Origin of the sequence: Kitasatospora cystarginea, assembly GCF_039533515.1 — a bacterium.
In the GTDB taxonomy this organism is placed as follows: domain Bacteria; phylum Actinomycetota; class Actinomycetes; order Streptomycetales; family Streptomycetaceae; genus Kitasatospora; species Kitasatospora cystarginea.
Genome location: NZ_BAAATR010000039.1, coordinates 24,465 through 48,787, shown reverse-complemented (window position 1 = coordinate 48,787; position 24,323 = coordinate 24,465). Strand labels below are relative to the sequence as shown.

The following is a 24,323-nucleotide window of genomic DNA, read 5'->3' as shown; positions in this document are numbered from 1 at the left end:
CTCACCGGTACGTCCGGCCCTTCCATGCCGCGCCCCGGCCGCGCCAGTGCTGGACCGCCGAGTCCACCGTCATCATCAGGTAGAGCAGGGCCGTGAACGGGAGCAACAGCGCGGACCAGGCGGGCTGCCGGTAGTAGCGCAGCATCGGCAGGAAGGTGCCCGCCATCAGCGCCCAGGCCGCCCCGCCGGTCGCGGCGAGGCCGGCCCGCCCGGTGGACAGGCCGGTCAGCAGCGCCGCCGGCGGTAGCAGGTAGACCAGTCCGAGCCCGGCCACCGTGCCGGCCAGCAGCAGGGGCGAGTGCCGCAGCTGGGTGTACGCGCTGCGCGAGACCATCCGCCACAGCTGGGCCAGTCGCGGGTACGGGCGGACGCTGTCCACCTGGTCGGCCAGCCCCAGCCAGGTGCGGCCGCCGGTGGACTTCACCGCGCGGGCCAGCGACACGTCGTCGATCACGGCGCCCCGGATCGCCGCGATCCCGCCCGCCCGCTCCAGCGCCTCCCGCCGGACCAGCGAACAGCCGCCCGCCGCCGCTGCCGTCCGGGCCCCGGGACGGTTGCTCCAGCGGAACGGGTACAGCTGCGCGAAGAAGTACACGAACGCCGGGACGATCAGCCGCTCCCAGCCGGTGGCGACCCGCAGCCCGGCCATCTGCGAGACCAGGTCCAGCCCGTTGCTCTCGGCGGCGGCGACCAGGTCGGCGACCGAGTCCGGACCGTGGGCGATGTCCGCGTCGGTGAGCAGTAGGTAGTCGACCTGACCGGCGAGTTCGACACCGTGCCGCAGTGCCCAGAGCTTGCCGGTCCAACCGGACGGCAGCGGGGGAGGTGTGGTGACGGTCAGCGGCAGTCCGCCGGTCTCCGCGAGGTGCCGGGCGAGCGCGCCCGTGCCGTCGTCACTGTGGTCGTCCACCAGGATCACCCGCGCCCGGCCCGGGTACTTCTGCGCCAGCAGACTCGGCAGGCTCAGCGGCAGCACCTCCGCCTCGTCGCGTGCCGGGACGACGATCGCCACCTCGGGCCGGCGGCCGGGCGGCCGGCGCGGTGGCAGCCGCTGATCCGTCCGCCAGAACCTGCCGTGGCCGGCGGCCAGATAGAGCCAACCGAGCAGGGACACCACCGACAGCCAGCGCAGTACGGTCACCCCGGCAGTCTGCCCCACGGGTGGCGCCCGCCCACCCCCAACCGGCGATCGCGTTCTCGGTGTGGCGCGCACCCGGGAGTCCTGGGCCCGATGCGGCCAGGTGCCGCTCCGGCGTCGGCCTGCCGAAGGCCCGGGCCGTCGGGGACGGACGGTGGGTCAGAGGCGTTCCCCGAAGCCTCGGCGCGGAGTCCAGTAGAGTCGTGCCCTGTGAAGATCGCACTGATGGACTCCGGAATCGGCCTGCTCGCCGCCGCGGCAGCCGTGCGACACCTGCGGCCCGACGCGGACCTGGTGCTCTCCTCCGCCCCCGACACCATGCCTTGGGGCCCGCGCACACCGGAGGACGTCACGGCGCACGCCCTCGCCTGCGCGCGGGCCGCCGCCGCACAGCGCCCGGACGCCCTGGTGGTCGCCTGCAACACCGCCTCGGTACGCGCCCTGGAGGCACTGCGGGTCGAACTGGAGCCGGACCTGCCGGTGATCGGCACCGTACCGGCGATCAAGCCGGCCGCCGCGGGTGGCGGCCGGGTCGCGATCTGGGCCACTCCCTCCACCACCGGCAGCCCGTACCAGCGCCGGCTGATCGAGGAGTTCGGCGGAGCAGCCGAGGAGATCACCGAGATCGCCTGCCCCGGACTGGCCGATGCCATCGAGCACGGGGACGACGCCGCCATCGACGCCGCCATCGCGAACGCCGCCGCGCGCACCCCCGCCGGCACCGACACCATCGTGCTCGGCTGCACCCATTACGAACTGGTCGAGGACCGGATCCGGGCCGCCGTCGGCCAGGGCGCCCCGGGACCGGTCTGCTTCGGCTCCGCCGTCGCGGTCGCCGCCCAGGTCCTGCGGCGGATCGGTTCCGCCGCGTCCACCACCGGCGGTGGCACCCTCACCGTCCTGCACAGCGGCCGCGTCACCGAGCTGCCCGCCGCCGCCTCGAACTACGCCCAGGGCCGGGCACTGGTCGCCCCCGTCCCGGCCGCGGGCTGAGCACCCGTCCCGAGCTCGGCCGAGCACTTGCTCCCGGCCGGCGCGCCCGGCGCGACCCGGCCCGCGGGCCCCGGGTCACTCCCCGTCGGGGTGCCTGCGCCAGCGCTGCACCGCCGGTTCGAGCCCCGAGAGGATGGTGTCGAACCGGCGGGTCGAGGTCGTCGAGTCCACCTGCAGCCGGCTGATCCGCAGCGGATGGACCGGCAGCCGGGGGCCGAGCCGGTGGTCGGAGAGGAAACCCAACCGGTAGCCGAGCCCGCGCAGCACCGAGTCCGCCCGGGGCTCGTACCCGCCGTTGGGGTAGGCGAAGGCCGTCGGCGGCTCGCCCAGCCACTGGGTGAGCGACCGGTGCGCGCCCACGATCTCGGCGGCGACCGTCGCGTCGTCGCACCGGCTCAGACACGGGTGGCCCATGGTGTGGTTGCCGATCGCGACCTTCGCCGCCCGAAGCGCCCGCAGATCCTCCGGAGCGAGCTGCTCCTGGCCGGGCGGACGGCGCCTGGCACTGACCCGCAGCTCGTGCAGTGTCCGCCGGCGGTCCGGATCGGGCAGCGCCTTCAGCCGCGCCAGCAACTGGTCGGGACGGCCGCTGGTCGACAGCGAACGCGCCTGACCGCCGTGCTGGGCCAGGAACGCGGCCTCGTGCCACCAGAACGGGCGGTCGGTGCCGATCAGCTCGGCGATCACGAAGGCCGCCGCCGGGATCCGCCGCGCCGCGAGCGCCGGCAGCGCGTGCGTCAGCACCGTACGGTCGGCATCGTCGAAGGTGATCAGCACACTGCGCGGCGGCAGTGGCCGGCCCTCGGAGATCGCCCGCTCCACGGCCTGCAGCGAGACCGGCGTCGCGAGCCGGCGCAGCCGGTCCAGCTGGGCGCCGAAGGAACGCGGATCGGTCACCCCGTGGTACGCGAGCACGGCCAGGCGCTGCGCCGCGCGGGCCCGGAAGAACGGCTGGACGGGGGAGAAGCGCAGCCAGCCACCCCGGTCCCGCTCGGGCTGGGGAGCGGCGGGGAGGACGGCCGGCGATGGGCCGCCGGGGCGGGTGCTGACGGTGGTGGATTCGGGATACGGCACAGGTCCCCCTCGGTCGCCGATGCGGCGTGGTGGCGCCGCCGGAGCGCCGTCACAAGGCCTCCGGCACCAGGGCGCGGCGGCTCCGCACCCGAGATCTCCGGCCCGCGACGGGGGGACTCCCAACCCTCGCCGGGGACGGTCCTGGATGGTCCAGCTGATGCAGTGGTCTGGCTGACGCGGTTGAAGCGGGCGGGTGGGTCGGATCGGTGGTGTGGCTCGGTCGATGTAATGGAGACCACTCGGGCCCGCGGATGGTTGTACGGCGGCCAATGGATTTTTACGGCGGTGCGAGGGACGCTCAAGGGGCGCGCTGCAGCTCATCGGGGCTCATACGGGGGCGCGTGGCGGCACTCGCGGCCGCGCTGGACGCGCCGGGCTCCGGCCGCGCTGGACGCGCCGGGCTCCGGCAGGGCTGGGGTCGGACCGCGCCGGACTCCGACGGGGCGCCGGCAGGGGCGCGCTGCCGCCCCAGCGGTGGACCGCCGGGCCGAACGGACCGGGTGGGCCGAGCCGCTCGGGTATACCGTGGGTGCCATGGGCGAGACCCAACGTGAGCAGCCGGGCGGCCGTCTCGCGCGGCTGGTCGGCGGCTGCGCCGTGGAGCGGCACCAACTGCTGATCAGTGCGGTCGGCGCGGCCTGCGTCGCTGCCGGGATCGTGGTGGCGGTGCTGGTCCCCGAGAGCGACGGACCGGCCTGGGCGATGGCGGTGGCCGGCTGCCTGGCGGCAGGCGTGCTGCTGCTCACCCGGGTGGCGCTGGCCCTGTTCCGGAGCACCGGGCCCTGAGTCGTGCCTCCTGGCCGTCCCGTGGTTGCGGGAGGCACCTGTTGCGCAGGAGGCGGATGGGGCGTCAGCGGGCTCTCGGTGAGTTCGGGGGAGCGCCCGGCGCGTAAGGTCTGCCCATGGCCATCCCTCCATTCCTCGCCGATCTCCGTTCCTTCGTCGGCACCCGGCCGCTCTGGCTCTCCGCCGTCACCGCGGTGGTCGTCGACGAGCAGGACCGGCTGCTGCTCAACCTCAGGTCCGACACCGGCCGCTGGGCGCTGATCGGCGGCATCCTCGACCCGGGGGAGGAGCCCGCCGACGCGATGGTGCGGGAGTGCCTCGAGGAGACCGGAGTGACGGTGCTGCCGGAGGCGCTCACCTCGGTGACGGTCTCCGAGCTGCAGCAGTACCCGAACGGGGACCAGGCCCAGTACCTGGACCTGACCTTCCGCTGCCGTCCGGTGTCGGGCGAGGCGCGGGTGAACGACGACGAGTCCACCGAGGTCGGCTGGTTCCGGCTGGACGCCCTGCCCGAGCTCGACGAGTACACCCGGCGCAGGATCGACATCGCCCTGGCCTTCGACGGCGCGACCGCCTTCCGCTTCGCGGGCGCCTAGCGGTTGCTCCGGTTCCAGGACGCCCAGCGGTTGCTCCGGGCGGTGGCCGTCGGCGGGGCGTTCAGAGCTTGTGCTGGCGGTACATCTCCTCGGCCGCGTCCAGGACCGCCGAGAGGTCGCCGCCGGCCGTGGCGGTGGCCACCGCGGCGACCGCGCCCTCGACGAACGGGGCATTGGCGAAGCGGACCGGGAAGGGCAGCCCGTGCTCGTCCGCCTCGGCCAGTACGGCGAGGACGGTGGTGACCGCACTGCCCAGGTCGGAGAGGACGGCGACGCCGTGGCCCTGGTCGACCCGGCGGGCGGCCGCGGCGATCAGTACCGCGCTGGTGCCGGGGCCGTCACCCAGGCTGCCACCGGTGGTGGCGACCGGGGCCGGGTCCTCGCTGTGCGCCAGGGCCACCGCCAGCGCGCCGGCGGCGGCGGCGAGTTCGGCGCTGTGCGACACCAGCACCACACCGACCCGGCCGTGTCCCGTCGGCCGACCCGGCCGCGCGGCCGGGGTCTCGGCGTGCGGCGCGGACGGCGCGGAAGAGATCGGGATGACGTCGGCCTGGGGGGCGTCCCGGCGGTCCATCGGCTGCTCCTGTCGGCCTGGGGCGTGGAATGGGCCTGGCTGGTGGGCGGGTCAGGGCTGGTGGGCGGTGCTGGTGGGGTCGGTGGGCGAGAAGGGGCTGGTAGGGGAGGGGCCGGCGGGCTTGGGTGGTACGGCTCGCCAACGGGCCGGCAGGTGGGTGGCAGGAGTGGCGGGCGGGCCTGGTAGGGCCGGTGAGCGGGGAGGGACCTGAGGGTGGTGGAGCGAGGGCGAGGTGATGGGGGCGTGCGACCAACACTCTCGCAGCCCGGCGCGTCCGCCGGGGTGAACCGGGGCCGTGTCATCCGATAGCACAGTCCCCGCCCCGCCACGGCCGGAACCGGTCGACTGGCCCCGGTCGGAGGAGACCTGGACACAGGGCCTTCCGCGCGGGCCGGGCGTGGCTACCCTGGGGCTTCGGAACTTGTCGGGAGGAGCACAGCGGTGGCCACTAGCGGGACGAGCGTGGAGAACGGCGGCACGGGGACCCTGGAGGGCGGCCGGAAGCCGAAGTTGGATCTCACCGACGCCGAGTGGCTCTCAAGCAGCCAAGGTGTGGGCGATGTGCAGATCGCCTTCGTCGAGGGGTACATCGCGATGCGGGACGGCCGGCAGCCGGAAGGGCCAGTGCTCGTCTTCACGCCGGCGGAGTGGCGCGCCTTCGTACTCGGAGCCAGGGACGGCGAGTTCGACCTCACCTGATCAGGACCAACCGGTCCGGAACGCTCCGGTCCCGGTGAGGATCGAGCCGATCCGACCGGAACCGGACCGTTCCGCTCAGGAACCGACTTGGCCAGGGCCGCCAGCCGGATCGGAAGGTCGACTGAGGAGATGTCAGATCCGCTCCGTCCCAGCGGAGTTGGAGAGATCGGGTCGACCCGTCCGGGGCGCGCCCGCGGGGGAATCGCCGGCTGCCCGTCGGAGGCTGAGAATAAATCTGGCGGCCGAAAACTCGTTGACTGCTGGACAAGCAACGGCTCACAGTAGGAAAAGACAACAGACGCCGTGACGGCCGCCCCCACGCGGCCGAACACGGCGCCTGCTGTACAGCCCGGCACGAGTGCCGAGCACCTCCCGTAGGTGAATCCCCGAACGCACCCGGGTGCGTCGGCCGGTCCCGACCTCCGAAGAGGCCGGCAGTCGCCGGGAGGCGTGGCTCCAGCAGCCCAAGAGCGACTCGGGCGGTGGAACCGGTGCCCAGGATCCGCACGCCCCCACGCGGCGGTGTCCCGGGCAGGTCCGCGAGTGCGACGGGCCTGGGGCCCCGCGAACCTGGCTTCTGGTGTTGTGCGTTGCTGTTGGTGGTCTGTGGACAGCTGGAAGTGATCCGGCGGTTCTGGTGTGTGTCGTACGGCATGTGCACAGCGAGGGAACGCGCATGCGGGCGCGCCGCGACATGCCGCCCCCCGGTGGATCGACTCCACAGCGGCTGCCGTGCAGAACCGAACGTAGCCCGGGTGGTTGCTCAGAGTCAACATTGGTCTCTGAGCGTGGATCTCGGCCGCGCCCCCACCCACCCCGTGAAGCGGCAGCTGACAGGCACGTACGATGGGTGGCATGTCATTTCTCCGCCGTCGCTCCGGCTCGCCCGCAGGACCGGACTTCGACGTGCTCGCGATGGACCCGGGAGACTGGCCCGGCCACTTCGGCGCCATGATGATGAGCGCCCCCGACGGCTCCTGCCAGGGCATCTTCCTGCGGTACGACCTGTTCGGCGGCCGCGGTCCGGCGATGTTCATCGGCAACCTGCCGGAGGGCTCTCCGGCCAGGGACGCGGCCGACGGAGTCCCGTTCGAGGTCCATCAGCTGCTCGAGGCACTGGAGAACGACGAGCCGGTCGAGTTCGTCTCGGCCGAGGACTTCCCGGTCATGCTCGGGGACGACCTGCTGATCGTGAAGAAGGTCAAGGTCAGCGAGGAGCGGGTGTTCTGCGCCCAGTTCGGGCGCAGCGACGGCGTCCAGGTCACCATCGCCTCCTGGGACCGGCCGATTTCGGACGATCTCTACCAGCTGCTGAAGCCGCTGCCCGCGGAGATGTTCCAGCAGGGCTGATCCGCCCCCGACACCGCTGCGGCGGGGGTCGGCCCGGGCGGGCGCTCCGCCGCCTCCCGGGCGTGCTTGACGGCTTCGATCAACGCTTCGTACAGTCACCAGCATGTCGTGTCGTCGCCCGCCGCTGACCCGTCGCAGCCGTCTCGACCTGCGGCGAACCGCGAGCGCGGCGTGTCGAAGCCGCTGAGGGGGAACCTTCCGTTCCGCAGGCGGCGCGTGCCCGGCCGAACCGATCGGCCGGGCTGCCATGTTTCGGGGCGCCGCGTCCGAAATCGCACGCCGGCCGGTGTGCCATCGAAGTCTGCTGAGGTTCACGCTGCCGCCCTGGAGGCCACAGCACCATGACCACCCGCTCCGCCGATCTTCCGACCGACGTCCCGTCAACTGTCGCCGAGGCCCTCGCCCGGCTGCCCCGGGTGGTCGACCTGCTCGCCGCCCGCGCCGAGGAGCACGACCGGGACGCCACCTTCCCGTACCAGGGCGTCGAAGCCCTGCACGAGGCCGGGCTGCTCACCCTGACGCTGGCCCCGCGGTACGGCGGCCCGGGCGGAACGCTCGCCGACACCGTCCGGGTGCTGGGCCAACTCGGGCGCGGCGACGCCTCGGTGGCGGTGCTCGCAGCCTTCACCCTGCTCCAGCACGCCGAGCAGGCCAGAGCGCCCCGCTGGCCTGCCCCGGTCTACCGCAAGCTGCTGGCTGAGTCCCGGCGCGGGCCCGCGCTGGTCGACACCCTGCGCACCGAGCCCGGCGGCGGATTGGGCCTGCCCGCCACGGTGGCCCGGCGGGCGGCCGACGGGAGCTGGGTGCTGCACGGTCGGAAGACGTACTGCGCCGGGTCCGAGGCACTGGCCTGGATGGCGGTATGGGCCAGGACCGACGAACCGGCTCCGCGGACCGGTCTGTTCCTGGTCCGCGGTGACGCCGAGGGTATCGAGATCGACCCGGTCTGGGACCAGCTCGGGCTGCGTGCCAGCGCCGGGCACGACGTGCTGTTCGACGGGGTGCGGGTGCCGGTCGAGGCCGCCGTCGGGCTGGCCGAGGCGGGCGGACCGCGTTCGGAGGCCGTTCTCGCGGCCGAGCGGCTCGACCTGGCCTGGCGCGACCTCGCGCTGTCCGCCGTCCTCCTGGGCGTGGCGCGTGCGGCGCAGGGCTGGCTGGTCCGCTTCCTCGACCGGAAGCCCCCCGCCAACCTGACGGAGCTTCCCCCGGTTTCCGGGCCTCGGAGACCGGGGGAAGGGCACTCCCTCGCGAACCTGCCCCGCTACCGGACCGCGCTCGGCGAGATGGAGAGCTCGCTGATTGCCGCCGAGGAACTGGTGAGCGGTCTGGCCGCCGGGGTCGACCGGGGCGAGCCGACGGCCGTGAACCGCGCCGCCGCGGCCCAGCTGACCGTCAACCGCACCGCCACCACAGCCGTTCAGCAGGCCGTCGCGCTCGCCGGGAATCCCGGACTCAGCCGCCGCCACCCGCTGGAGCGCCATCTGCGCGACATCCTCAGCGGCCGGGTCTACTTCCCGGCCGAGGAAGTGGTGCTCGACGCGCTCGGGTGCGTCGCTCTGGAACGCGGCACGCGCCGGGCGCACTGAGGCATCCGAGAGGCGCGCAGACCATCCGGGGCGCGAAGTTGCTTTCCGGGGGCGTACGGAAGGGCGATCCCGCCGGGGGCGCAGGACCCGGCGCAGAGCCGAAGGCCGCAAGCCGAAACAGTCCCGAAGCCGGTCGCGCCGCCCGGGAGCGCGGGGCTGACCGATCAGAGCCCCGCGCCCCGGAAAGCAACCCCACTCGCCTGAAGGGCAGTTGCCCTCCCCACGCGCCCGGAGTGCCTGCCCTCCCGGTACGCCCGGGAGGGAGGTTCAGCGAGTACCGACCGCCGCACGGACCGCCCGACGGGCGAGCGCGGCGTCGTCGTACAGCCGCCGGATCATGATGCGCTGCTCCTCGCCCGCGCCCGGCACGTCGTGCAGCCGGATCTCCCGCATCAGCACCAGCACCAGGTTCACCAGGAATGCGTCCCGCGCCACCGTCCCGCCGGACTGGGCGAGTTGGCTGATCTGGCGGCGGGCGGCGGTGTCCCCGGAGAGGACGCTCCACAGCACGGCGAGGTCGTACCCGGGCAGGTACCAGCCGGCCTGCTCCCAGTCGAGCAGGACCGGACCCGACGGCGCCAGCAGGATGTTGCCGAGGAGCGCGTCACCATGGCAGAGCTGCCAGGAGGTGTGCTGGACCCCGTGCAGCAGCTGGCGCAGGTCGCCCGCGTCGCGGTCGGTCAGCTGCCCGACCGAGTGGAACCTGGCGACCTCCAGCTGGTAGTCGAGCGGCTTGCCGAAGACGTCCATCGGCGGGCGCCACAGGTTGAGCGTCCGGACCGCGCCGAGCACCGCGCGCACCTCGCCGGGGGTCGGCGCGTTGACCGGGTGCCGCTCCCGCGAGGCCGGACGGCCCGGGACCCGCTCCAGCACCAGGACGCAGCGGTCGTGGTCGGCCGCGACCAGCCGCGGCAGCCGGACCGGCGGACGGTGCCGGACGAAGGCCCGGTAGACCGCCACCTCGTGGTGGAAGCGTTCGACCAGCTGGACGTGCTGCTCACTGCGCAGGGCCTGCGGCGACACGCACTTGGCGACCACGGGGGCCCGGCCGATGGTGCCGGCGATCAGGATGTGCTGGCTGCCCTCCCGGAGCACCTGGCGGGGGAGGAAGGCGGGACATATCCGCGAGATGTTGGCCAGCACCGCCCGCACGGCCGGCGTCTGCAGGGCGGCCGGGTCGACCCGGTCCACCGAAGGGTCCAGGTGCCGGCCGCGCAGCAGCCGGTCGGCACCGGGGCGCCCGGCCAGCTGGTCGGCCGGACGGAGCGGGACCTGTCCGACCGGGCCGCGGCCCGCCAGTACACGCGGGTCGCGGAGTTCGGCACCACGCGGAACCGGGCCCTGCGCGGGCCGGCCGCCGGCCGCTGCGTTGGGGGGACGCAGCGCGGTGCGGGTCTGGGTGGTGCCGCTGGTGGCTGAGGAGTACATGGGGTGGTGAGAGTCCCTTCCTGGCCGATCGGTGGCCCCTGCCGGTGAGAGCCGACGCCCTGACGTGTACGGACTGCCCCGGTGGCGCGGGTCCTGGCGCGCCGTCAGGGCTCCGACCGGTCGGCAGTCGGACGCGTGGCGTCCATGCACCCGACTGCCGACCGGTCTTCCGGGGTGGAACGCAGGCGCCGGGCACGGACGGTACGGCTGTGGGAGCCCGCGGCGGCGGTGGCGGGCCGTCCGCACCCTGGGGAAGTGCGGAGGCCGCAGCCGCCGTGGCCGTGCCCGGCGCCTGCGCGCCACCCGGCCGCGCCACCCCTTCCGACGAGGCCACGGGAGAGGTCGCCGACGACCGGTCAGCTGGTGTGCTGACCGGGCCTCGGCCGCCTTGACCCGGAGTCGAGGTGGCGCACTCCTACCTGACACCCGATCGCCACTGGTACACCATGTGGCGGACCCTGGCGAAGCATGGCGAATGGTCGCGTGGCACATGACACAGCTACTAGTGTCGAAGCCAGCCGAGGAACCTGGGGGCTTCACGTGAGCAAGGAGCCGAACGCCAGACTCGCCGACCTCTTCGCCCTGACCGGCTGGTCCAAGGGCGAATTGGCCAGGCTGGTCAACCGGCGGGGTGCGGCCATGGGCCAGCAGCAGCTGTCCACCGACACCTCGCGGGTCCGGCGCTGGATCGAGCAGGGGGAGATCCCGCGCGATCCCGTGCCGAGACTGCTGGCTGCCGTGTTCACGGAGCGGCTCGGCCGTGTCGTCACCACTGAGGACCTCGGTCTGGAACGACACCGGCGAACCAGGTCCGGAACGACGCCGTCGGCAGAACCCTGGGAGTCGGATCGGACGGCCGCGGTCCTCACCGAGTTCACGGGAATGGACCTCATGCTCAACCGACGCGGATTTGTGGGGGCGTCAGCCGCGCTCACGGCCGGTGCCGTCATCGCCGACAATCTGTACGACTGGCTCAGTGGCCCCGACGTGGCGTACGCGGCGGAACGTCCCGGGCCTCGGAAAGTGATCGCCCAGGGCGGCGCCAACCCTGTGGTGAACGTCTATGAACCCGGTCCGGTCGGCGCCGACGAGGTGGCCGCGCTCGAGCTCTCGGTCGAGGTGTTCCGGGCCTGGGACGCCTCCCGCGGCGGCGGCCTCCAACGCAAGGCGGTGGTCGGCCAGTTGAACGAGGTGGGCGGCCTGCTGACGCACGAGCTGAACCCCGGGGTGAAGCAGCGGCTGTGGACGGTCGCCGCCAACCTCTCGGTGCTGGCCGGCTGGATGTCGCACGACGTGGGCCTCGAACCCACCGCGCAGCGGTACTTCGTGATCGCAGCCCAGGCCGCCCGGGAGGCCGGGGACCGTCCCCGGGCAGGAGAGGCGGTCTCCCGTGCGGCCCGCCAGATGCTGCACCTCGGCCGGGCCGACGACGCCCTGGAGCTGATGCAGCTCGCCCAGGCCAGCAGCGGTGACCGCGCCCTGCCGCAGACCAGGGCGATGCTGCGCACCATCGAGGCCTGGGCCCAGGCCTCGCTCGGCCGCTCGGAGGCCACCAGGAGGGTGCTGGGCGAGGCCGAGAAGCTCTTCGTCCAGCCGGCCGACGACCCGGCACCGAGCTGGATGCTGCTCTTCGACGAGGCCGAGCTGCACGGTATGCAGGCCTTGGTCTACCGGACGCTCGCCGAGCACGACCCGGGCGCGGCCAAGTTGGCCGAGCTGCACGCGCGCCGAGCGATCGAGAAGCGGGCCATGAGCGGCCGGGAGCGCTCCGCCCTGATGGACCGGATCACCCTCGCCTCGGTCTACTGGATCTCCGGCGAGCCGGACGAGGCCCAGGTGCAGGCCAAGATGGCGCTGGCGGCGATCAACCAGACCTCCTCGATGCGGACCTGGGACCGGCTGCGAGAGATGTACCGGCTGTCGGCGAAGTACCAGGGCGTCCCGGCGGTGGCGGAGCTGCGGGACGAGATCCATTCGGTGATGCCGCCGAAGCCCCGCACGATCTGACAGGGTCCGCGGGCGGTATTCCGGTGGAGGCGCGGTAGTGGCTTGATCCAGTCGCTGCCGCGCCGCTTCGATATCTGGAGTTGTGTGCGAACAGGGTGCGTCGTCGGAAGATTTCGGTACCGTTCCGGGTGGGATCGGTGCGGATGGACCGCTTCCGGTGTTCCGGCGTCGGACCGCGGGTAGTCCTGCTCGGTCCTGTGTGCGTAAGGAGCGCCCAGGCGGTAACCTTCGGTGATTCCGGCGCCCGGGGCGCCCTTGCACGACCGACCAGTTAACCCCCGGCGACGGAAATCCCGTTGCCCACGACGACCGCCGCAACGGATGCTGACCTCATGTTCGAGCCAGTGATAGCGCCCAGCGCCAGCCTCCTCGGCCTCCTCCAGCGGGGCCGCGGTGACGGGCAGCTGCATGCGCTGGCAGCCGACCGTGCCGAGGCGCTCGCCGCCCTTGAGGAATGTGTCACCTGCGACCCGCGTGCCGATTGGCAGGTCGAGAACCGCTCCCTCTACTACGCCCGGCTGTACATGGAGCTGGAGGCTCCGCTCACCGGCCTCGAGCAGCATCTGCACGACCCCGCCGACGTCTTCGACCAGGACGAGGGTCGCACCGGCCTCGCCCTCGCGGTGCTCGGCCACCTCGCCGCCTACGGGCGCCGCGACGCCCTCGACCTGCTGCGCGGCTACACCGCCGTCGGCGCCAACTGGGCCTGGGCCCTGGACGAGCTGGCGCTGCGCGACGACGACCGCTCGCTGCTCTCGCTCGCACCCGCCGTGCTGGCCCGCTTCCCGGAGGACGAGCGCGGCGAGGCCGAGCTGCGTGCCGCGATCCGCTCCGCGTACGAACCGAGGCCGTGGCGGCTGTGGGCCGCCCACTACCCGCGGGTCGCCGCTGCGAGCGAGCAGTCCCCGTTCGACCTCTGGCAGCGCCAGCTCAACCGCAGCGGTGTCACTCCGGGCTGGAGCACCGCCGACGTGCTCGCCTGGGCCGACCGGTCGGAGCCGGGCGCGGCCGCGGTGACCGGCGAACCTCCGGAAGGCGGAGCGCTGGCCCGCAGGGCCGCGGCGGCCGCCCGCTGCCTCGCCGCCGTGGTCCGCCGCCCGGAGGACCACGACGCCGTGCTGGAGGCCGCCCTCGACGGCGCCCCCGGCGCCCGGATCGCCGCCCTGCGTTATCTGGTCGACCAGCAGGATCCCGGGGCGGCCGCCCTGATCGAGACCGCCGCCGCAGACATCGACGAGCGGATCGTCTGCGCCGCACTGGAACTGGTCAAGCGGATGCGCGGCCCCGAGGTCCTGGGCCACGCCCGCCGCTGGGCGGATCCGGACAACGGTGGCGCCGACAGCGTCCTCGGTGAGGCGGCCGTGCAACTGCTGGCCGACACCGGGGAACCCTGCGACGGCCCGCTGGTGGTCGCCGCGCTGCGCCGTTGGCTCTCGGTCCGCGGGGTGACCGGTGCCGGGCTCGGCGCCCTGGTCGACGGAGCGGGGCGGCTGGCCGCCGCGCACGCCGTACCCGCCCTGCGCCACATCTACGGTGAGGCGGCCTCCTCCGAGCTGCGCGGCCGAGCGGCCCAGGCCCTCGCCGTGACCGACCCGCACTTCGCCCGGGGTATCGCCGTCGAGTGCCTCTGGGACTGCGAGGAGTCCACCCGCGAACTCGCCGCCCGTCACGTCACCACCACCGGTGACGTCCGGGTGCTGGAGCGCCTGCGCCGCCTCGCCGCCGACCCGGCCGAGGAGGCCGAGGTCCACGCCGCGGTTCGCGGGCGGCTGACCGCGCGGGACCGTACCTGACGGGATCGTACGGAGGCGTACGCCGGGGGCGTGCGGCAGCGCGCGGTGGGCGCACCGGGGCACACTGGGGAGTGTGCGGGTGTGCGCGGGCGTCCGGAGGCCAGATCGACGGTGGTTCGGGAGCGCCGACGGCGCGTGGAGGCCCTGTACCCGGTACGGCACCGGGTGGGGCATGATGGCGGGGCTGTCCGGCCGATCCGTCCGCGGCCGTCCATGGGCTCCGTCCCGTACCCGAGCCCCGTGCCTCCTGGAGCAGCTGTCCTCATGAACCGTTCCCGTTCCCGTTCCCGGGTCCTGGCCCGTGTCGTCACTCCGATCGCCGCCCTGGCCGGTGTGCTCGCACTGACGGGCCCCGCGTCGGCGCATGTCGAGGTCGAGTCGGACGGGGCCCAGGCGCTCGCCGTCGGCGCGGTCGTCTCGTTCAATGCGGAGGGCGAGTCGGACACGGCGGGCATCAGCCAGATCCGCGTCGCACTGCCGGCAGGTATCGCGCCCGGGGACGTGACGCTCACCGAAGGACCGCAGGGGTGGATGCTCACGCCCTCCGCCGACGGCTACACCGTCGCCGGCCCCGCGCTGGCGCCGTCGAAGGCCGCCGGCTACAAGATCAAGGTGCGGCAGCTGCCGGACGCCAAGGAGCTGGTGTTCAAGTCGCTGGTGACCTACACGGACGGCCACGTCGACCGCTGGATCGAACTCCCGCAGGGCGGGGCCACCCCGGAACATCCGGCGCCCGTACTCAAGTTGGCGGCCGCAGCCCCCGGAGCCACCCCGCTGCCGGCCGACCCGTCGGCTGTGCCCGCCACGCCGACCGCCACCGCCCCGGCCACCACCGCCGGTTCGGCTGGCGCCTCGACTGGCGCGTCCGCTCCTGTTTCCGCGTCCGCGTCCGCTGCGGCGCCCGCCTCCGCCTCGGCCACGGCGAAGGCATCCGGCAGCGGCTCGTCCTCCAGCAGTGTTCCCGTGGTCATCACGGTGGTGGTGGTGCTGGCCGCGGCCGTCGGCGGCATGGTCTGGTGGCGCCGCCGCGCTGCCGGGAACTGAGGCGCGCGGCAAGCCGGGTGCGCCGCAGAGCGACGTAGGTCCGAGCCGGGCGCCCCGGGCCGCGAGTCCGGCTCGGATCGCGCCTGCCGGGAGGCGTTGAAGCGGTCGCGCGCGTCAACAGAGCGTCAGGACGGCTCGAACTGCCGTTCTGTGGCCCGGTGTTGTGCGAGGCTGGCAGGGTGACGATCTCCGAGTTCCCACTGCGCTACGACAGCTGGTTCCTCCCGTTGGCCACCATGGTCGGTCTCGGGCGGCGCCGGGCGGGTGTCCGGGTCGGGGACGGCGCGGTCACGGTGCGGATCGGCTGGGCCTTTCGCGCGCGGATCCCGTTGGACGCGATCCGATCAGCCGGACCGGACAGCGGCTGGGTCACCGGTTGGGGCGTGCACGGCTTCGCCGGTCACTGGCTGGTCAACGGCTCGTCGAGGGGGCTGGTCCGGCTGGGAATCGACCCCGCGGTACGCGGATACGCGGTCCAGTTCCCGGTGCGGCTGCGGGAGTTGCGCCTGAGTCTCGAAATGCCTGACGCGTTCCTCGCGGCGCTCCGGAGGAACTGACCGGCTCCCGGTGGATGTGGTGCCCGCTGGAGGGGTCGGACCGCGCTGACTCGATGCCGCGGACCGAGGCGATCCGCGGGTGCCGGAGCGGTTCGACGGGATCCGCTACGACGGTGGCGAGGACCTCCCGGTCCCGGATGACCGCCAGAGGTCGGCGCGCGGCGCGATCGGGTGGCGCCGGACCGACGCACGGCCTGTCGGAACACGGTCCGGCAAGTGGGCTCGGTAGCGTGCGGGCCGTGTCGTCCGACCTCGGTGCCGCCGCGGTCGGCCCAGCCACCGGCTTGCCCGGTGACCGGAGCCGGAGCGGCCCCGGCCACCGGATCGGCGTCCGAAGGCCATCGGATTTCCGAGAATCCGAAAAAAACTTCTCCGGGGGTGTCGAATCCGGCGGACCTGCGGCGTCGTCCTGGATGAGGCCGCCGAACGAGCGGCCGATACCGACCAGGCCGATACCGACCGAGGAGTCACGATGCCCAAGTACATGCTGCTGAACTATCTGCCGACCAAGGGCGGCCCCGCGCCCGAGGAGATGCGGGAGCAGCACGCCCGATGGATGCGGTACGACCAGGACCTCAAGGAGGCCGGACTGTTCCTCGCCAACGACGGACTCGCCGGACCTGACGCGGCGACGACCGTCCGGGTGCGGGGCGGTGAGACCCAGCTGACCGACGGGCCGTTCGCGGAGACCAAGGAGTACCTGGCCGGCTACTTCCTGATCGAGGCGCCCGATCTCGACGTCGCACTGGAATGGGCCGCGCGGATGCCGAGCAGCAGCTATGGTTCGGTCGAGGTGCGGCCGGTCTGGGGCCAGGCCTAGGCGGCCGCGGCAGGACAGGAGTGGGATAGGGCGTGAGCTCGAACGACGCGTGGCGGCCGGCCGCAGAGCCTGTGGCACCGGCTGGTCCGGCCGCCGCCGTCGAACGCACCTTCCGCGCCGAACAGGGTGCGGTGCTGGCCACGTTGATCCGGCACCTCGGCGACTTCCAGCTCGCCGAGGACGCCGTTCAGGACGCGTTCGCGGCCGCGCTCGCCGCCTGGTCCGAGGACGGCATCCCGGCCAATCCGGGAGCGTGGATCACCGTGACCGCGCGCCGCAAGGCGATCGACCGGCTGCGGCGCGAACGGGCTATCGCCGACCGCGCCGCACGGCTGGCCGAGCTCGCGCGCCTCGACGCCCAGGAGCACCGCCCGGAACACGGAGCCGACGAGGGCGGTGAGGTCGTCGACGACCGACTGCGGTTGATCTTCACCTGCTGCCACCCCGCCCTCGCGATGCCCGCCCGGGTGGCGCTGACACTGAAGACGCTCGGCGGCCTGAGCACCGGGGAGATCGCCCGGGCCTTCCTGGTCTCCGAGACCACGATGGCCCAGCGACTGGTACGGGCCAAACGCAAGATCGCCGAAGCCGGCATCCCGTACCGGGTGCCGAGCGGTGCGGCGCTGCCCGGGCGGCTGGAGGGCGTGCTGTCCGTGGTGTACCTGATATTCAACGAGGGGTACGGAGCGGCGGAGGGCGACCGGTTGGTCCGGGGCGAGCTGTGCGGTGAGGCGATCCGGCTGGGGCGGCTGCTCGCTGCCCTGATGCCCGAGGACGCCGAGGTGCGCGGTCTGCTGGCGCTGATGCTGCTGCACGACGCCCGCCGCGACGCCAGGCTCGACGCCGACGGCCGCTACGTCCCGCTGGACCGGCAGGACCGGTCCCGGTGGGACCGGGGCCGGATCCGGGAGGGGCTCGGCACGCTCGACGCCGCGATGGCGCTGCGCCGCCCGGGCCCGTACCAGTTGCAGGCCGCGATCGCCGCGCTGCACGTCGAGGCACCCAGAGCCGAGCAGACCGATTGGGCGCGAATCGCCGGGCTGTACCTGGCACTCGGCCGCCTGTCACCCTCACCGGTGATCGAGGTCAACCGCGCGGTCGCGCTCGCCCGGGCGGCCGGCCCCTCGGCCGGCCTGGAGGTGCTCGCACCGCTGCTCGACGACTCCCGGCTGGCGCGCTACCAGCCGCTGCACGCGGCCCACGCCGAGCTGCTGCGGCAGGTCGGAGACCGCGAGGGCGCGGCCCGGGCCTACCAGCACGCACTGTCGCTGACCGGCAACGCGGTCGAGCGGGCCGAACTGGAGCGTCGGCTCGCCGAGTTGGGGGAGTAGCCCGGCCGCCGGACGCGGCTCGGGCGGCGGGGCGACGGCGGGCCGCGGCCTCCGACCGGCCCGGCCGCAGGCACCGGCGACGGTGTGCGGCCCACCGGGCACCTCCCCGGCGCAGCACCTGACCACATCGCGGCAGGCCGTTGAACCGCTTCGACTGCTGGCAGGAGCCCGTGGTGCTGCTCTCTTGCCGGCCCTGGGGCTTGCCCGCCCTCGTCTCAGGTGCCGGGCCGGACCCGGGGGCCGCGCAGCGGGGCGAACCGCAGCGGGGTGCCGGGGCGGGCCTGGGCGGCTGCGGCGAGGTCGGTGGCCGGGACGACACCGATCACCGGGTAGCCACCGGTGGTCGGGTGGTCGGCGAGGAAGATCACCGGAAGGCCGTTCGGCGGGACCTGTACCGACCCCAACATCACTCCCTCGCTGGGGAGTTCGTCCTCGCGGGTTCTGGCCAGCGCCGGTCCCTCCGTGCGCAGCGCGATCCGGTTGCTGGCCGTCGCCACCCGGTAGCGGGCGCGCGCCAGCCCCGCGAGCGCCTCGGCGGTGAACCAGTCGGCCCTCGGGCCCGGGCGCAGGCGTAGCACCAGTTCGACCGGGGGAGCGGGCAGCGGGGCCACGTCCACCGCGGGGTAGGGCCCGACCGCCGGTCCGACCGGCAGCACCTGGCCGGCCGCCAGCGGTGCGGGGCCGAGCCCGGACAGCAGATCGGTCGAGCGGCTGCCGAACACCTCGGACACCGCGAGCCCGCCGGCCACCGCCAGATAGCTGCGCACGCCGTACGTGGCGGGCCCGACCTCGACCACCGCCCCCGCCGGTACCGCGACCGGCGCACCCCACGCGGTCGGACGCCCGTCCATCCGCACGGGTGCGGGCGCGCCGGTAACCGCGACGAGCAGCGGGGAGAGGGCCTTCACCGCGACGCCGCCCACGGTGGTCTCCAGAGCCGCCGTGCCCGACGGGTTGCCGACCAGCCGGTTCGCCGTCCGCAGGGCGGGCTCGTCCAGTGCGCCGCCGCGCGGTACGCCGAGGTGTGCCACACCACGCCGCCCGAGGTCCTGGACCGTTGTCAGCGGGCCGGGGCGCACGACGAGCAGGCCGTTCAACGAGCCTCCTCCTGGTCCGTCGGGTGGCTGGTCGGCGGGAGCAGGCCTGCCGGTGCCTGCGGTCGGCCGCTCAACGGGCGCCCGCTCATCGGTGGTCCGTTGCCCGGCCGCTCGTTGCCCGGCTGCCCGCCGGTGGGAGGCGACTGCCGCTCAGGGTGTCCGGAACCGGGACGAACCGTACCCGGACGCCCGGGGCGAGCAGGGCGGGAGGGTCGCGCCGGACGTCCCAGAGCGTCAGCGTGGTGCGGCCGAGGAGCTGCCAGCCGCCGGGGGAGGAGTGCGGGTAGACCCCGGTGAACGAGCCTGCCAGCGCGACCGATCCGGCCGGCACGGAGCTGCGCGGGGTCTCGCGGCGGGGCAGTTCATAGCATTCGGGCAGACCGGTCAGATAGCCGAAGCCCGGGGCGAAGCCGCAGAACGCCACCCGGTACTCCGGTTCGCTGTGGATCCGCACCGCCGCCTCAGGCGAGACGCCCCAACGCGCCGCGATCTCGGCCAGATCGGCGCCGTCGTAGACCGTCGGCACCTCGACCAGCGGGCCCTCGGCGGCCGGGTGCAGCGGAACCGTCCACTCGGCCAACTTCCGTAGCAGTAGCGGGCGGTCGGTGACGCCGTCCAGCAGGACGGTGCGCGCGGCGGGCACGATCTCGGCTATCTCCGGGAGTTCGTCCCGCCGGGCCAGCAGCTCGATGTACAGGGCGGTCACCCGCTCGATCCGGTCGGCCTCCACGAGCAGTGCGTCCTCGCCGACCTGACGTAACGTCAAACCTTCTGCCATGTTCCGCTACCCCCGCCATAGCCACCAACCGCCGCTTCCTGGCCGTGCCCGTGCCCGTGCCCGCGTCCGTACCGTGTCCGTGCCCGTACCGGTCGCCCACCCCTGCTGGTCCGCTTGTCCGCCTGTCAGCCCGCGCCGTTGCCCGTGCCGGGGTGTGTCAGGCGAACGGTTCGACCCGTACGCCGGCAGAGGCCAGCGCTCCGCGTACTCGCCAGGCGAGTTGGGCCGCGCCCGGGGTGTCGCCGTGCACGCAGAGCGAACGGGCCTCGACGGCGACGGGTTCCCCGCCGACGGCGGTGATCAGGCCGTCCCTGGCGATGCCGACGGCGCGCGCGATCACTGCCTCCGGGTCGTGCACCACGGCGTCCGGGTCGCGCCGCGGGACCAGGGTGCCCGCCCAGGTGTACGCCCGGTCGGCGAACGCCTCGGCGACCACCGGCAGTCCGACGCCCTCGGCCACCGCCAGTAGCCGGGACCCGGGGAGGCCGAGCACGGGCAGCGGCCCGTCGCACACCGCTCCCGCCCGCAGCACCCCGGCCACCACCGCCTCGGCCTGCTCGGAATCGCCCACCACCTTGTTGTAGAGCGCGCCGTGCGGCTTCACGTACGAGACCCGGGAACCGGCCGCTCGGGCGAAGACCTGGAGAGCGCCGATCTGGTAGGCGATCTCGTCGGCCAGTTCCTCCGGCGGTACGTCCATCGCCCGGCGGCCGAAACCTGCGAGGTCGCGGTAGGAGACTTGGGCGCCGATGCGTACCCCGCGCTCGGCGGCCAGCGCGCAGACCCGGCGCATGATCGAGGGGTCGCCGGCATGGAAACCGCAGGCCACGTTGGCGCTGGTGACTACGGAGAGCAGGGCCTCGTCGTCGGTCAGGTCCCAGCGTCCGAACCCCTCGCCGAGATCCGCATTGAGATCGATCACCGCATCGGCCACGCCACGCCCGCCTCCCGCGTCATGCTGCCGCGTCTGCCCACGCCCGCTGTTCGGGTTGATCGTAGGGCCTGGCCGGTGGCAGGGGTGAGTGTGACCCGGCGACGGAGCGTGCGACGGGCCCTCGCGCGCTCCCCCAACCGATGGATAGCCGTCCAGGTGCACGGGCTGCTCCGCTGTGCGGAAGCTGGTACGAGGGCGGCCCACCGGCTCACCGCGGCGCCACTCGCCGTCCGTCGACGGACACGCGCCCCGTCCCCCGAGCCCCGTCCGCGGTCCGCACCCCAGGGGCCGGGCTGCCGACGGGGCGCGGTCAGGCTGTCAGTGGGGTACCCGGCGCCGTGGTGGCCGCCCGCTCGAGTCGCCGGATCGCGCGCAGCACGATCAGCAGCGGCACCACGCCCACCACGCCGAAAGACATATCGACGAATCTCCATGCCAGCGGAATGCCGCGCAGTGGGCCGCAGATCAGCGCCAGCGGAATGATCCCGGCGCAGGCGGTCACCGCCCACCTGACCACCCAGACGTTGCGCACCGGGTTCTGGATCGGTCCCCAGAAGGCCGCCGCGATCACCAGGTGCGCGAAGGCGAGCCAGTCGGTGCCGTAGGCGAGGAAGGGGTAGCGGGCGTTGGTGTCGGCCAGCCCGTCGCGGATCCGCTCCGCCCAGGCGGTCGCCGCCGGGAAGGCGTGGCCGACCGGTGAGCCGCCGATCAGCTCGGCCAGCCAGCGTGACTCGGTCTGCAGCGGGAAGGCGGTCAGCCCGCTCAGCACCAGGCAGACCACGAAGATCCACAGCCAGGTCCTGATCCGGCGCAGCTCACCGGCTCCGGCCGCACTGCCCGCGGCTGCGGCACCCCCGCAGTCGGCCGCACCACCCCCGCCCCGGCGCCCGCCGTCCCCGCCATCCCCGCGCAGTACCCGCTCGCCGGCCGTCGCGGCACCATCCAGGTTTCCCATACCAAGCCCCCACCTGTCCGAACCTGTCCGAGCGGCGGCCGGAGGACATCGTCCGGCCGCTCCGCAGCCGACTGTAGACCTGGAATTGAACGCGTTCAACTTCACTGTGGGCGCCTTTCGCGTCCCCGGCGTCCGGGATGGCCGGACTCGTTTCGGACCTTGCCGGTGCGAACCTCTAATCTTGTCCCCCGTGACCGCCATCGCAGATCAGAGCGCCGAGACCGAGCTCCGGCCGCCCGCCGCAGCCGCCCGGCCAGCCCCGGGCCCGGCCGCCGACGAAGGGCTCGCCCGTCGGCTCAAGGCACTGGCCTGCACGGCCCCGCTGCACGACCTCGACAGCCGCAAGGTCAACCTCGCTGGCGAGTACAGCTCGTACACCATGGCCGAGATCGGCCTGGCCGTGATCGACCTGGTCACGCTGAACATGGACTTCGACACCGGTGCCGACCGCGACACCGTGCTCGCCCGCCTGCTGCCCCGGGTCGCCGCGCAGAACCCCGCCCGCACCGCCACCGAGCACGAGCGGGTAGCCCGCTGGGTGCTGGAGTCGCTGATCAACGTCGGCAGCGTCGACCGCGGCTTCCGCATGGTCTACGGCACCTTCGCCGCCGACGGCGGGTACGTCAGGCGCGACTACGACTTCAAGCTGATCGAGGAGGTGCCGGGCCCCGACGGCGGCGTCTACCTGCGCACCACCGACGAGGCGGTCAACGTCCTGGTCGGCGCGCTCGACACCGACGTGACGTCCGCTCAGATCGCCGCCGAGGTCAAGCTGGAGGTGCTGATCAGGCGCGGCCGCCTCGCCGACGCCCAGCTCGCCGCCGAACAGGCCCGCTACCGCACCGTCCAGTACGCCGAGACGCTGCGCCGCGCCCTGGAGGCCACCCGGCGCAACGTCCGCGCGGTGGACTGGATGCAGGCCATTCCCGACCTGATCGACGAGGCCCTGGACCACATCGCCGACCGCTACCGGCACGAGAACGCGATCCTCACCAACATCCGCAAGGCCCGAGACGAGGCCGAGGGGTCGGAGCACAAGCGCCGTGCCGCCGAGCTGGTCGACATCGTCAAGGACTGCATCCGCCGCCACACCCAGCTGCAGACCCGGCTGCTGGAGGCCGGCCCGCTGTTCCGTGCCGAGCAGGACCGCCAGGCCTTCGCCGCGCCCAGCGCCCGCAGCGGCATCGACCTCTACGGCCAGCTGTTCGCCCCGCTGCTCGGCCTGCCGGTAGCCGACGCCACCCGGCCGACGGACGCCTTCTTCACCCGCGGCATCGGCTTGCGCACCCCGGTCTCGGTACGCGTCACCGACCTGGTCGACCTGCTGCTCACCCCGCCCGTCGAGCGCGAGCACCTCGGCGCCGAGCTGCCCGACCCCGACCTGATCGCCACCCCGGACGACAGCCGCTTCTCCGAGGCCCAGCTGGAGGCCGCGCTGGAGCTGCTCGACCTCCCGGCCGACGCCCCCCGCCGGCTCTCCGGCCTGCTCGCCGAGGCTCGCCGCCAGGATCCGGAACTTCCTTACCTGGTCGCCCTGTTGGCCGTGCACGCGGCTAGCCCGCCGGTCGGTACGGCCTACCGGCAGGGCGAGGAGCGCCTGCTCTTCGCGGTCGACGACGGCACCCGGCTGGACGACCCGGAGTTCGGCGGCGCCGACCTGATCGTCGGCAGCGCCCTGCTGGACGCCGCCGGCATGGCGGCCGACCGCAAGGACGCGAGCTGATGGCTCGCCGTCAGCCATCGGCGCACCGTCAGCCTCCGCCGGCGGTACCCCGGCCGGCCGCGCGCCGGAAGAACCCCGCAAGCCGTCCAGTCCTCCCTCGTACCATCCGCAAGGAGCACCACCCGTGATCACTCACCCGGACGCGACCTGGGCGCCCGACCCCGAGCCCGCCCCGGCGCCGATCACGCCCGCCGACGTGGCCGATGCCGCGCGGCTGGTCTCCTTCGGACTGCAGGCGAAGCTGCTCCCGGCCCGGGACGCGGAGTACGCCGAACTGATCCGCCGGCACCGGGAGGATCCGCCGTTCGCCCGGCTCGCCGACGCCGTCGCGACCGGCATGGGCCTGGTGGTGCTGGAGGTGTCCCCGCGCGCGGGCATGGCCGTCGCCGCCGCCGAGGAGTCCGTCTTCGCGGTCCGGATGGGCGACTACTCCCGCCGCGCCGCCGCCGAGTCCACCGACCGCTTCCTGCACGGCCTGGCCCACCTGGCCATCGCCGCGATGGCCTTCCCACGCCCGGAGGACCTGTCCGACGACGGCTACCTCGGCCGGGTCAGCGTCAACGGCGTGGACGCCTTCGTCCGCCAGGCATGCCGACGGCTCGAACAGCAGGCCGAGGCCGCGGGCGCCAACACCGACCCGGCCAGCGACGCACCGGGCCTGGAGTCCGCCTGGCGGGTGTGGGCCCGCCGCAGCGCCACGGGTGCCACCAAGGACGCCCGCCGCCTGGCCGGCTCCACCATCGGCATCGTCTCCAAGGCGGTGCTCTTCCTGGTCGACTCCGGCTTCCTGCAGAAGGTCTCGGACGACTCCGGCGGCACCTACCGCACCACCGCGCGCTACCAGCTCCAGGTCCGCGACCTGGCGGGCAGCGCCGCGATGGCCGAACTGCTGGAACTCGGTGTGGTCGCCGTCAGCGACGGCACCGCCAGCCTGCTGCCCGCGGACGACAGCGAGGAGCTGGTCGCCGACGCCGGCCTGCCCTTCCACTCCCTCTGATCCACCGCCACCGCCCGCCGACCCTGACCACCCCGACCCCCCGTCACTGGAGAACCGCCGCAC

General features: G+C 73.7%; 22 protein-coding genes. 14 read left to right on the top strand and 8 right to left on the bottom strand.

The window, feature by feature from the left end:
• Position 1 precedes the first annotated feature (1 nt).
• Positions 2-1,141, bottom strand: a complete 1,140-nt coding sequence (locus ABD369_RS31810; protein ID WP_344640065.1) for a glycosyltransferase — start codon at positions 1,139-1,141, stop codon at positions 2-4.
• A 207-nt stretch (positions 1,142-1,348) separates the two neighbouring features.
• Between ABD369_RS31810 and ABD369_RS31805 the strand changes: the two genes are divergently transcribed.
• The gene (locus tag ABD369_RS31805; protein ID WP_344640064.1) at positions 1,349-2,131 is read left to right on the top strand and encodes a glutamate racemase; all 783 of its coding nucleotides are present in this window, start codon (positions 1,349-1,351) and stop codon (positions 2,129-2,131) included.
• A gap of 75 nt (positions 2,132-2,206) precedes the next feature.
• On the opposite strand, the gene ABD369_RS31800 is transcribed toward ABD369_RS31805, so the two are convergent.
• Complete coding sequence (locus ABD369_RS31800; RefSeq protein ID WP_344640063.1) at positions 2,207-3,205, bottom strand: polysaccharide deacetylase family protein; 999 nt, start codon at positions 3,203-3,205, stop codon at positions 2,207-2,209.
• Positions 3,206-3,739: 534 nt separating this feature from the next.
• Here ABD369_RS31800 and ABD369_RS31795 point away from each other — a divergent pair.
• Positions 3,740-3,991, top strand: coding sequence for a hypothetical protein (locus tag ABD369_RS31795; protein WP_344640062.1), 252 nt, complete (start codon positions 3,740-3,742; stop codon positions 3,989-3,991).
• 116 nt (positions 3,992-4,107) lie between these two features.
• Positions 4,108-4,587 carry an NUDIX hydrolase gene (locus ABD369_RS31790; protein ID WP_344640061.1) on the top strand — a complete coding sequence of 160 codons (480 nt, stop codon included), beginning with the start codon at positions 4,108-4,110 and terminating at the stop codon, positions 4,585-4,587.
• Between the two features lie 61 nt (positions 4,588-4,648).
• Here ABD369_RS31790 and ABD369_RS31785 read toward each other — a convergent pair whose 3' ends face one another.
• Positions 4,649-5,161, bottom strand: coding sequence for a PTS-dependent dihydroxyacetone kinase phosphotransferase subunit DhaM (locus ABD369_RS31785; protein ID WP_344640060.1), 513 nt, complete (start codon positions 5,159-5,161; stop codon positions 4,649-4,651).
• A gap of 441 nt (positions 5,162-5,602) precedes the next feature.
• Between ABD369_RS31785 and ABD369_RS31780 the strand changes: the two genes are divergently transcribed.
• The 3 genes from ABD369_RS31780 (at position 5,603) to ABD369_RS31770 (ending at position 8,796) form a co-directional block, all read left to right on the top strand.
• Positions 5,603-5,860, top strand: a complete 258-nt coding sequence (locus ABD369_RS31780) for a DUF397 domain-containing protein (RefSeq protein WP_344640059.1) — start codon at positions 5,603-5,605, stop codon at positions 5,858-5,860.
• A gap of 855 nt (positions 5,861-6,715) precedes the next feature.
• Positions 6,716-7,210, top strand: coding sequence for a hypothetical protein (locus ABD369_RS31775; RefSeq protein ID WP_344640058.1), 495 nt, complete (start codon positions 6,716-6,718; stop codon positions 7,208-7,210).
• A gap of 341 nt (positions 7,211-7,551) precedes the next feature.
• A complete protein-coding gene (locus ABD369_RS31770) occupies positions 7,552-8,796 on the top strand; it encodes an acyl-CoA dehydrogenase family protein (RefSeq protein WP_344640057.1) in 1,245 nt (414 codons plus the stop codon).
• Positions 8,797-9,063: 267 nt separating this feature from the next.
• Here ABD369_RS31770 and ABD369_RS31765 read toward each other — a convergent pair whose 3' ends face one another.
• Positions 9,064-10,224, bottom strand: coding sequence for an aminoglycoside phosphotransferase family protein (locus ABD369_RS31765; protein ID WP_344640056.1), 1,161 nt, complete (start codon positions 10,222-10,224; stop codon positions 9,064-9,066).
• A gap of 540 nt (positions 10,225-10,764) precedes the next feature.
• On the opposite strand from ABD369_RS31765, the gene ABD369_RS31760 reads away from it, so the two are divergent.
• The 6 genes from ABD369_RS31760 (at position 10,765) to ABD369_RS31735 (ending at position 17,776) form a co-directional block, all read left to right on the top strand.
• Positions 10,765-12,231 carry a DNA-binding protein NsdB gene (locus ABD369_RS31760; protein ID WP_344640055.1) on the top strand — a complete coding sequence of 489 codons (1,467 nt, stop codon included), beginning with the start codon at positions 10,765-10,767 and terminating at the stop codon, positions 12,229-12,231.
• A gap of 332 nt (positions 12,232-12,563) precedes the next feature.
• Positions 12,564-14,024 (top strand): HEAT repeat domain-containing protein, encoded by a 1,461-nt coding sequence (locus ABD369_RS31755; RefSeq protein ID WP_344640054.1) that lies wholly within the window; start codon positions 12,564-12,566, stop codon positions 14,022-14,024.
• Positions 14,025-14,288: 264 nt separating this feature from the next.
• A complete protein-coding gene (locus ABD369_RS31750) occupies positions 14,289-15,068 on the top strand; it encodes a DUF1775 domain-containing protein (protein ID WP_344640053.1) in 780 nt (259 codons plus the stop codon).
• A 179-nt stretch (positions 15,069-15,247) separates the two neighbouring features.
• A complete protein-coding gene (locus tag ABD369_RS31745; RefSeq protein WP_344640052.1) occupies positions 15,248-15,625 on the top strand; it encodes a hypothetical protein in 378 nt (125 codons plus the stop codon).
• 472 nt (positions 15,626-16,097) lie between these two features.
• Complete coding sequence (locus ABD369_RS31740) at positions 16,098-16,445, top strand: YciI family protein (RefSeq protein WP_344640051.1); 348 nt, start codon at positions 16,098-16,100, stop codon at positions 16,443-16,445.
• A 32-nt stretch (positions 16,446-16,477) separates the two neighbouring features.
• Entirely contained in the window at positions 16,478-17,776 is a 1,299-nt protein-coding gene (locus ABD369_RS31735; protein ID WP_344640050.1) for an RNA polymerase sigma factor, read from the top strand.
• Between the two features lie 215 nt (positions 17,777-17,991).
• Here ABD369_RS31735 and ABD369_RS31730 read toward each other — a convergent pair whose 3' ends face one another.
• The 4 genes from ABD369_RS31730 to ABD369_RS31715 form a co-directional block, all read right to left on the bottom strand.
• Positions 17,992-18,873 (bottom strand): 5-oxoprolinase subunit C family protein, encoded by an 882-nt coding sequence (locus ABD369_RS31730; protein WP_344640049.1) that lies wholly within the window; start codon positions 18,871-18,873, stop codon positions 17,992-17,994.
• 85 nt (positions 18,874-18,958) lie between these two features.
• Entirely contained in the window at positions 18,959-19,639 is a 681-nt protein-coding gene (pxpB, locus tag ABD369_RS31725; RefSeq protein WP_344640048.1) for a 5-oxoprolinase subunit PxpB, read from the bottom strand.
• A gap of 169 nt (positions 19,640-19,808) precedes the next feature.
• Positions 19,809-20,585 carry a LamB/YcsF family protein gene (locus ABD369_RS31720; RefSeq protein WP_344640047.1) on the bottom strand — a complete coding sequence of 259 codons (777 nt, stop codon included), beginning with the start codon at positions 20,583-20,585 and terminating at the stop codon, positions 19,809-19,811.
• Between the two features lie 310 nt (positions 20,586-20,895).
• Positions 20,896-21,540, bottom strand: coding sequence for a hypothetical protein (locus ABD369_RS31715; RefSeq protein WP_344640046.1), 645 nt, complete (start codon positions 21,538-21,540; stop codon positions 20,896-20,898).
• 190 nt (positions 21,541-21,730) lie between these two features.
• Between ABD369_RS31715 and ABD369_RS31710 the strand changes: the two genes are divergently transcribed.
• Positions 21,731-23,263, top strand: a complete 1,533-nt coding sequence (locus ABD369_RS31710) for a hypothetical protein (RefSeq protein WP_344640045.1) — start codon at positions 21,731-21,733, stop codon at positions 23,261-23,263.
• A gap of 124 nt (positions 23,264-23,387) precedes the next feature.
• The gene (locus ABD369_RS31705) at positions 23,388-24,260 is read left to right on the top strand and encodes a hypothetical protein (RefSeq protein ID WP_344640044.1); all 873 of its coding nucleotides are present in this window, start codon (positions 23,388-23,390) and stop codon (positions 24,258-24,260) included.
• Positions 24,261-24,323: the final 63 nt, after the last annotated feature.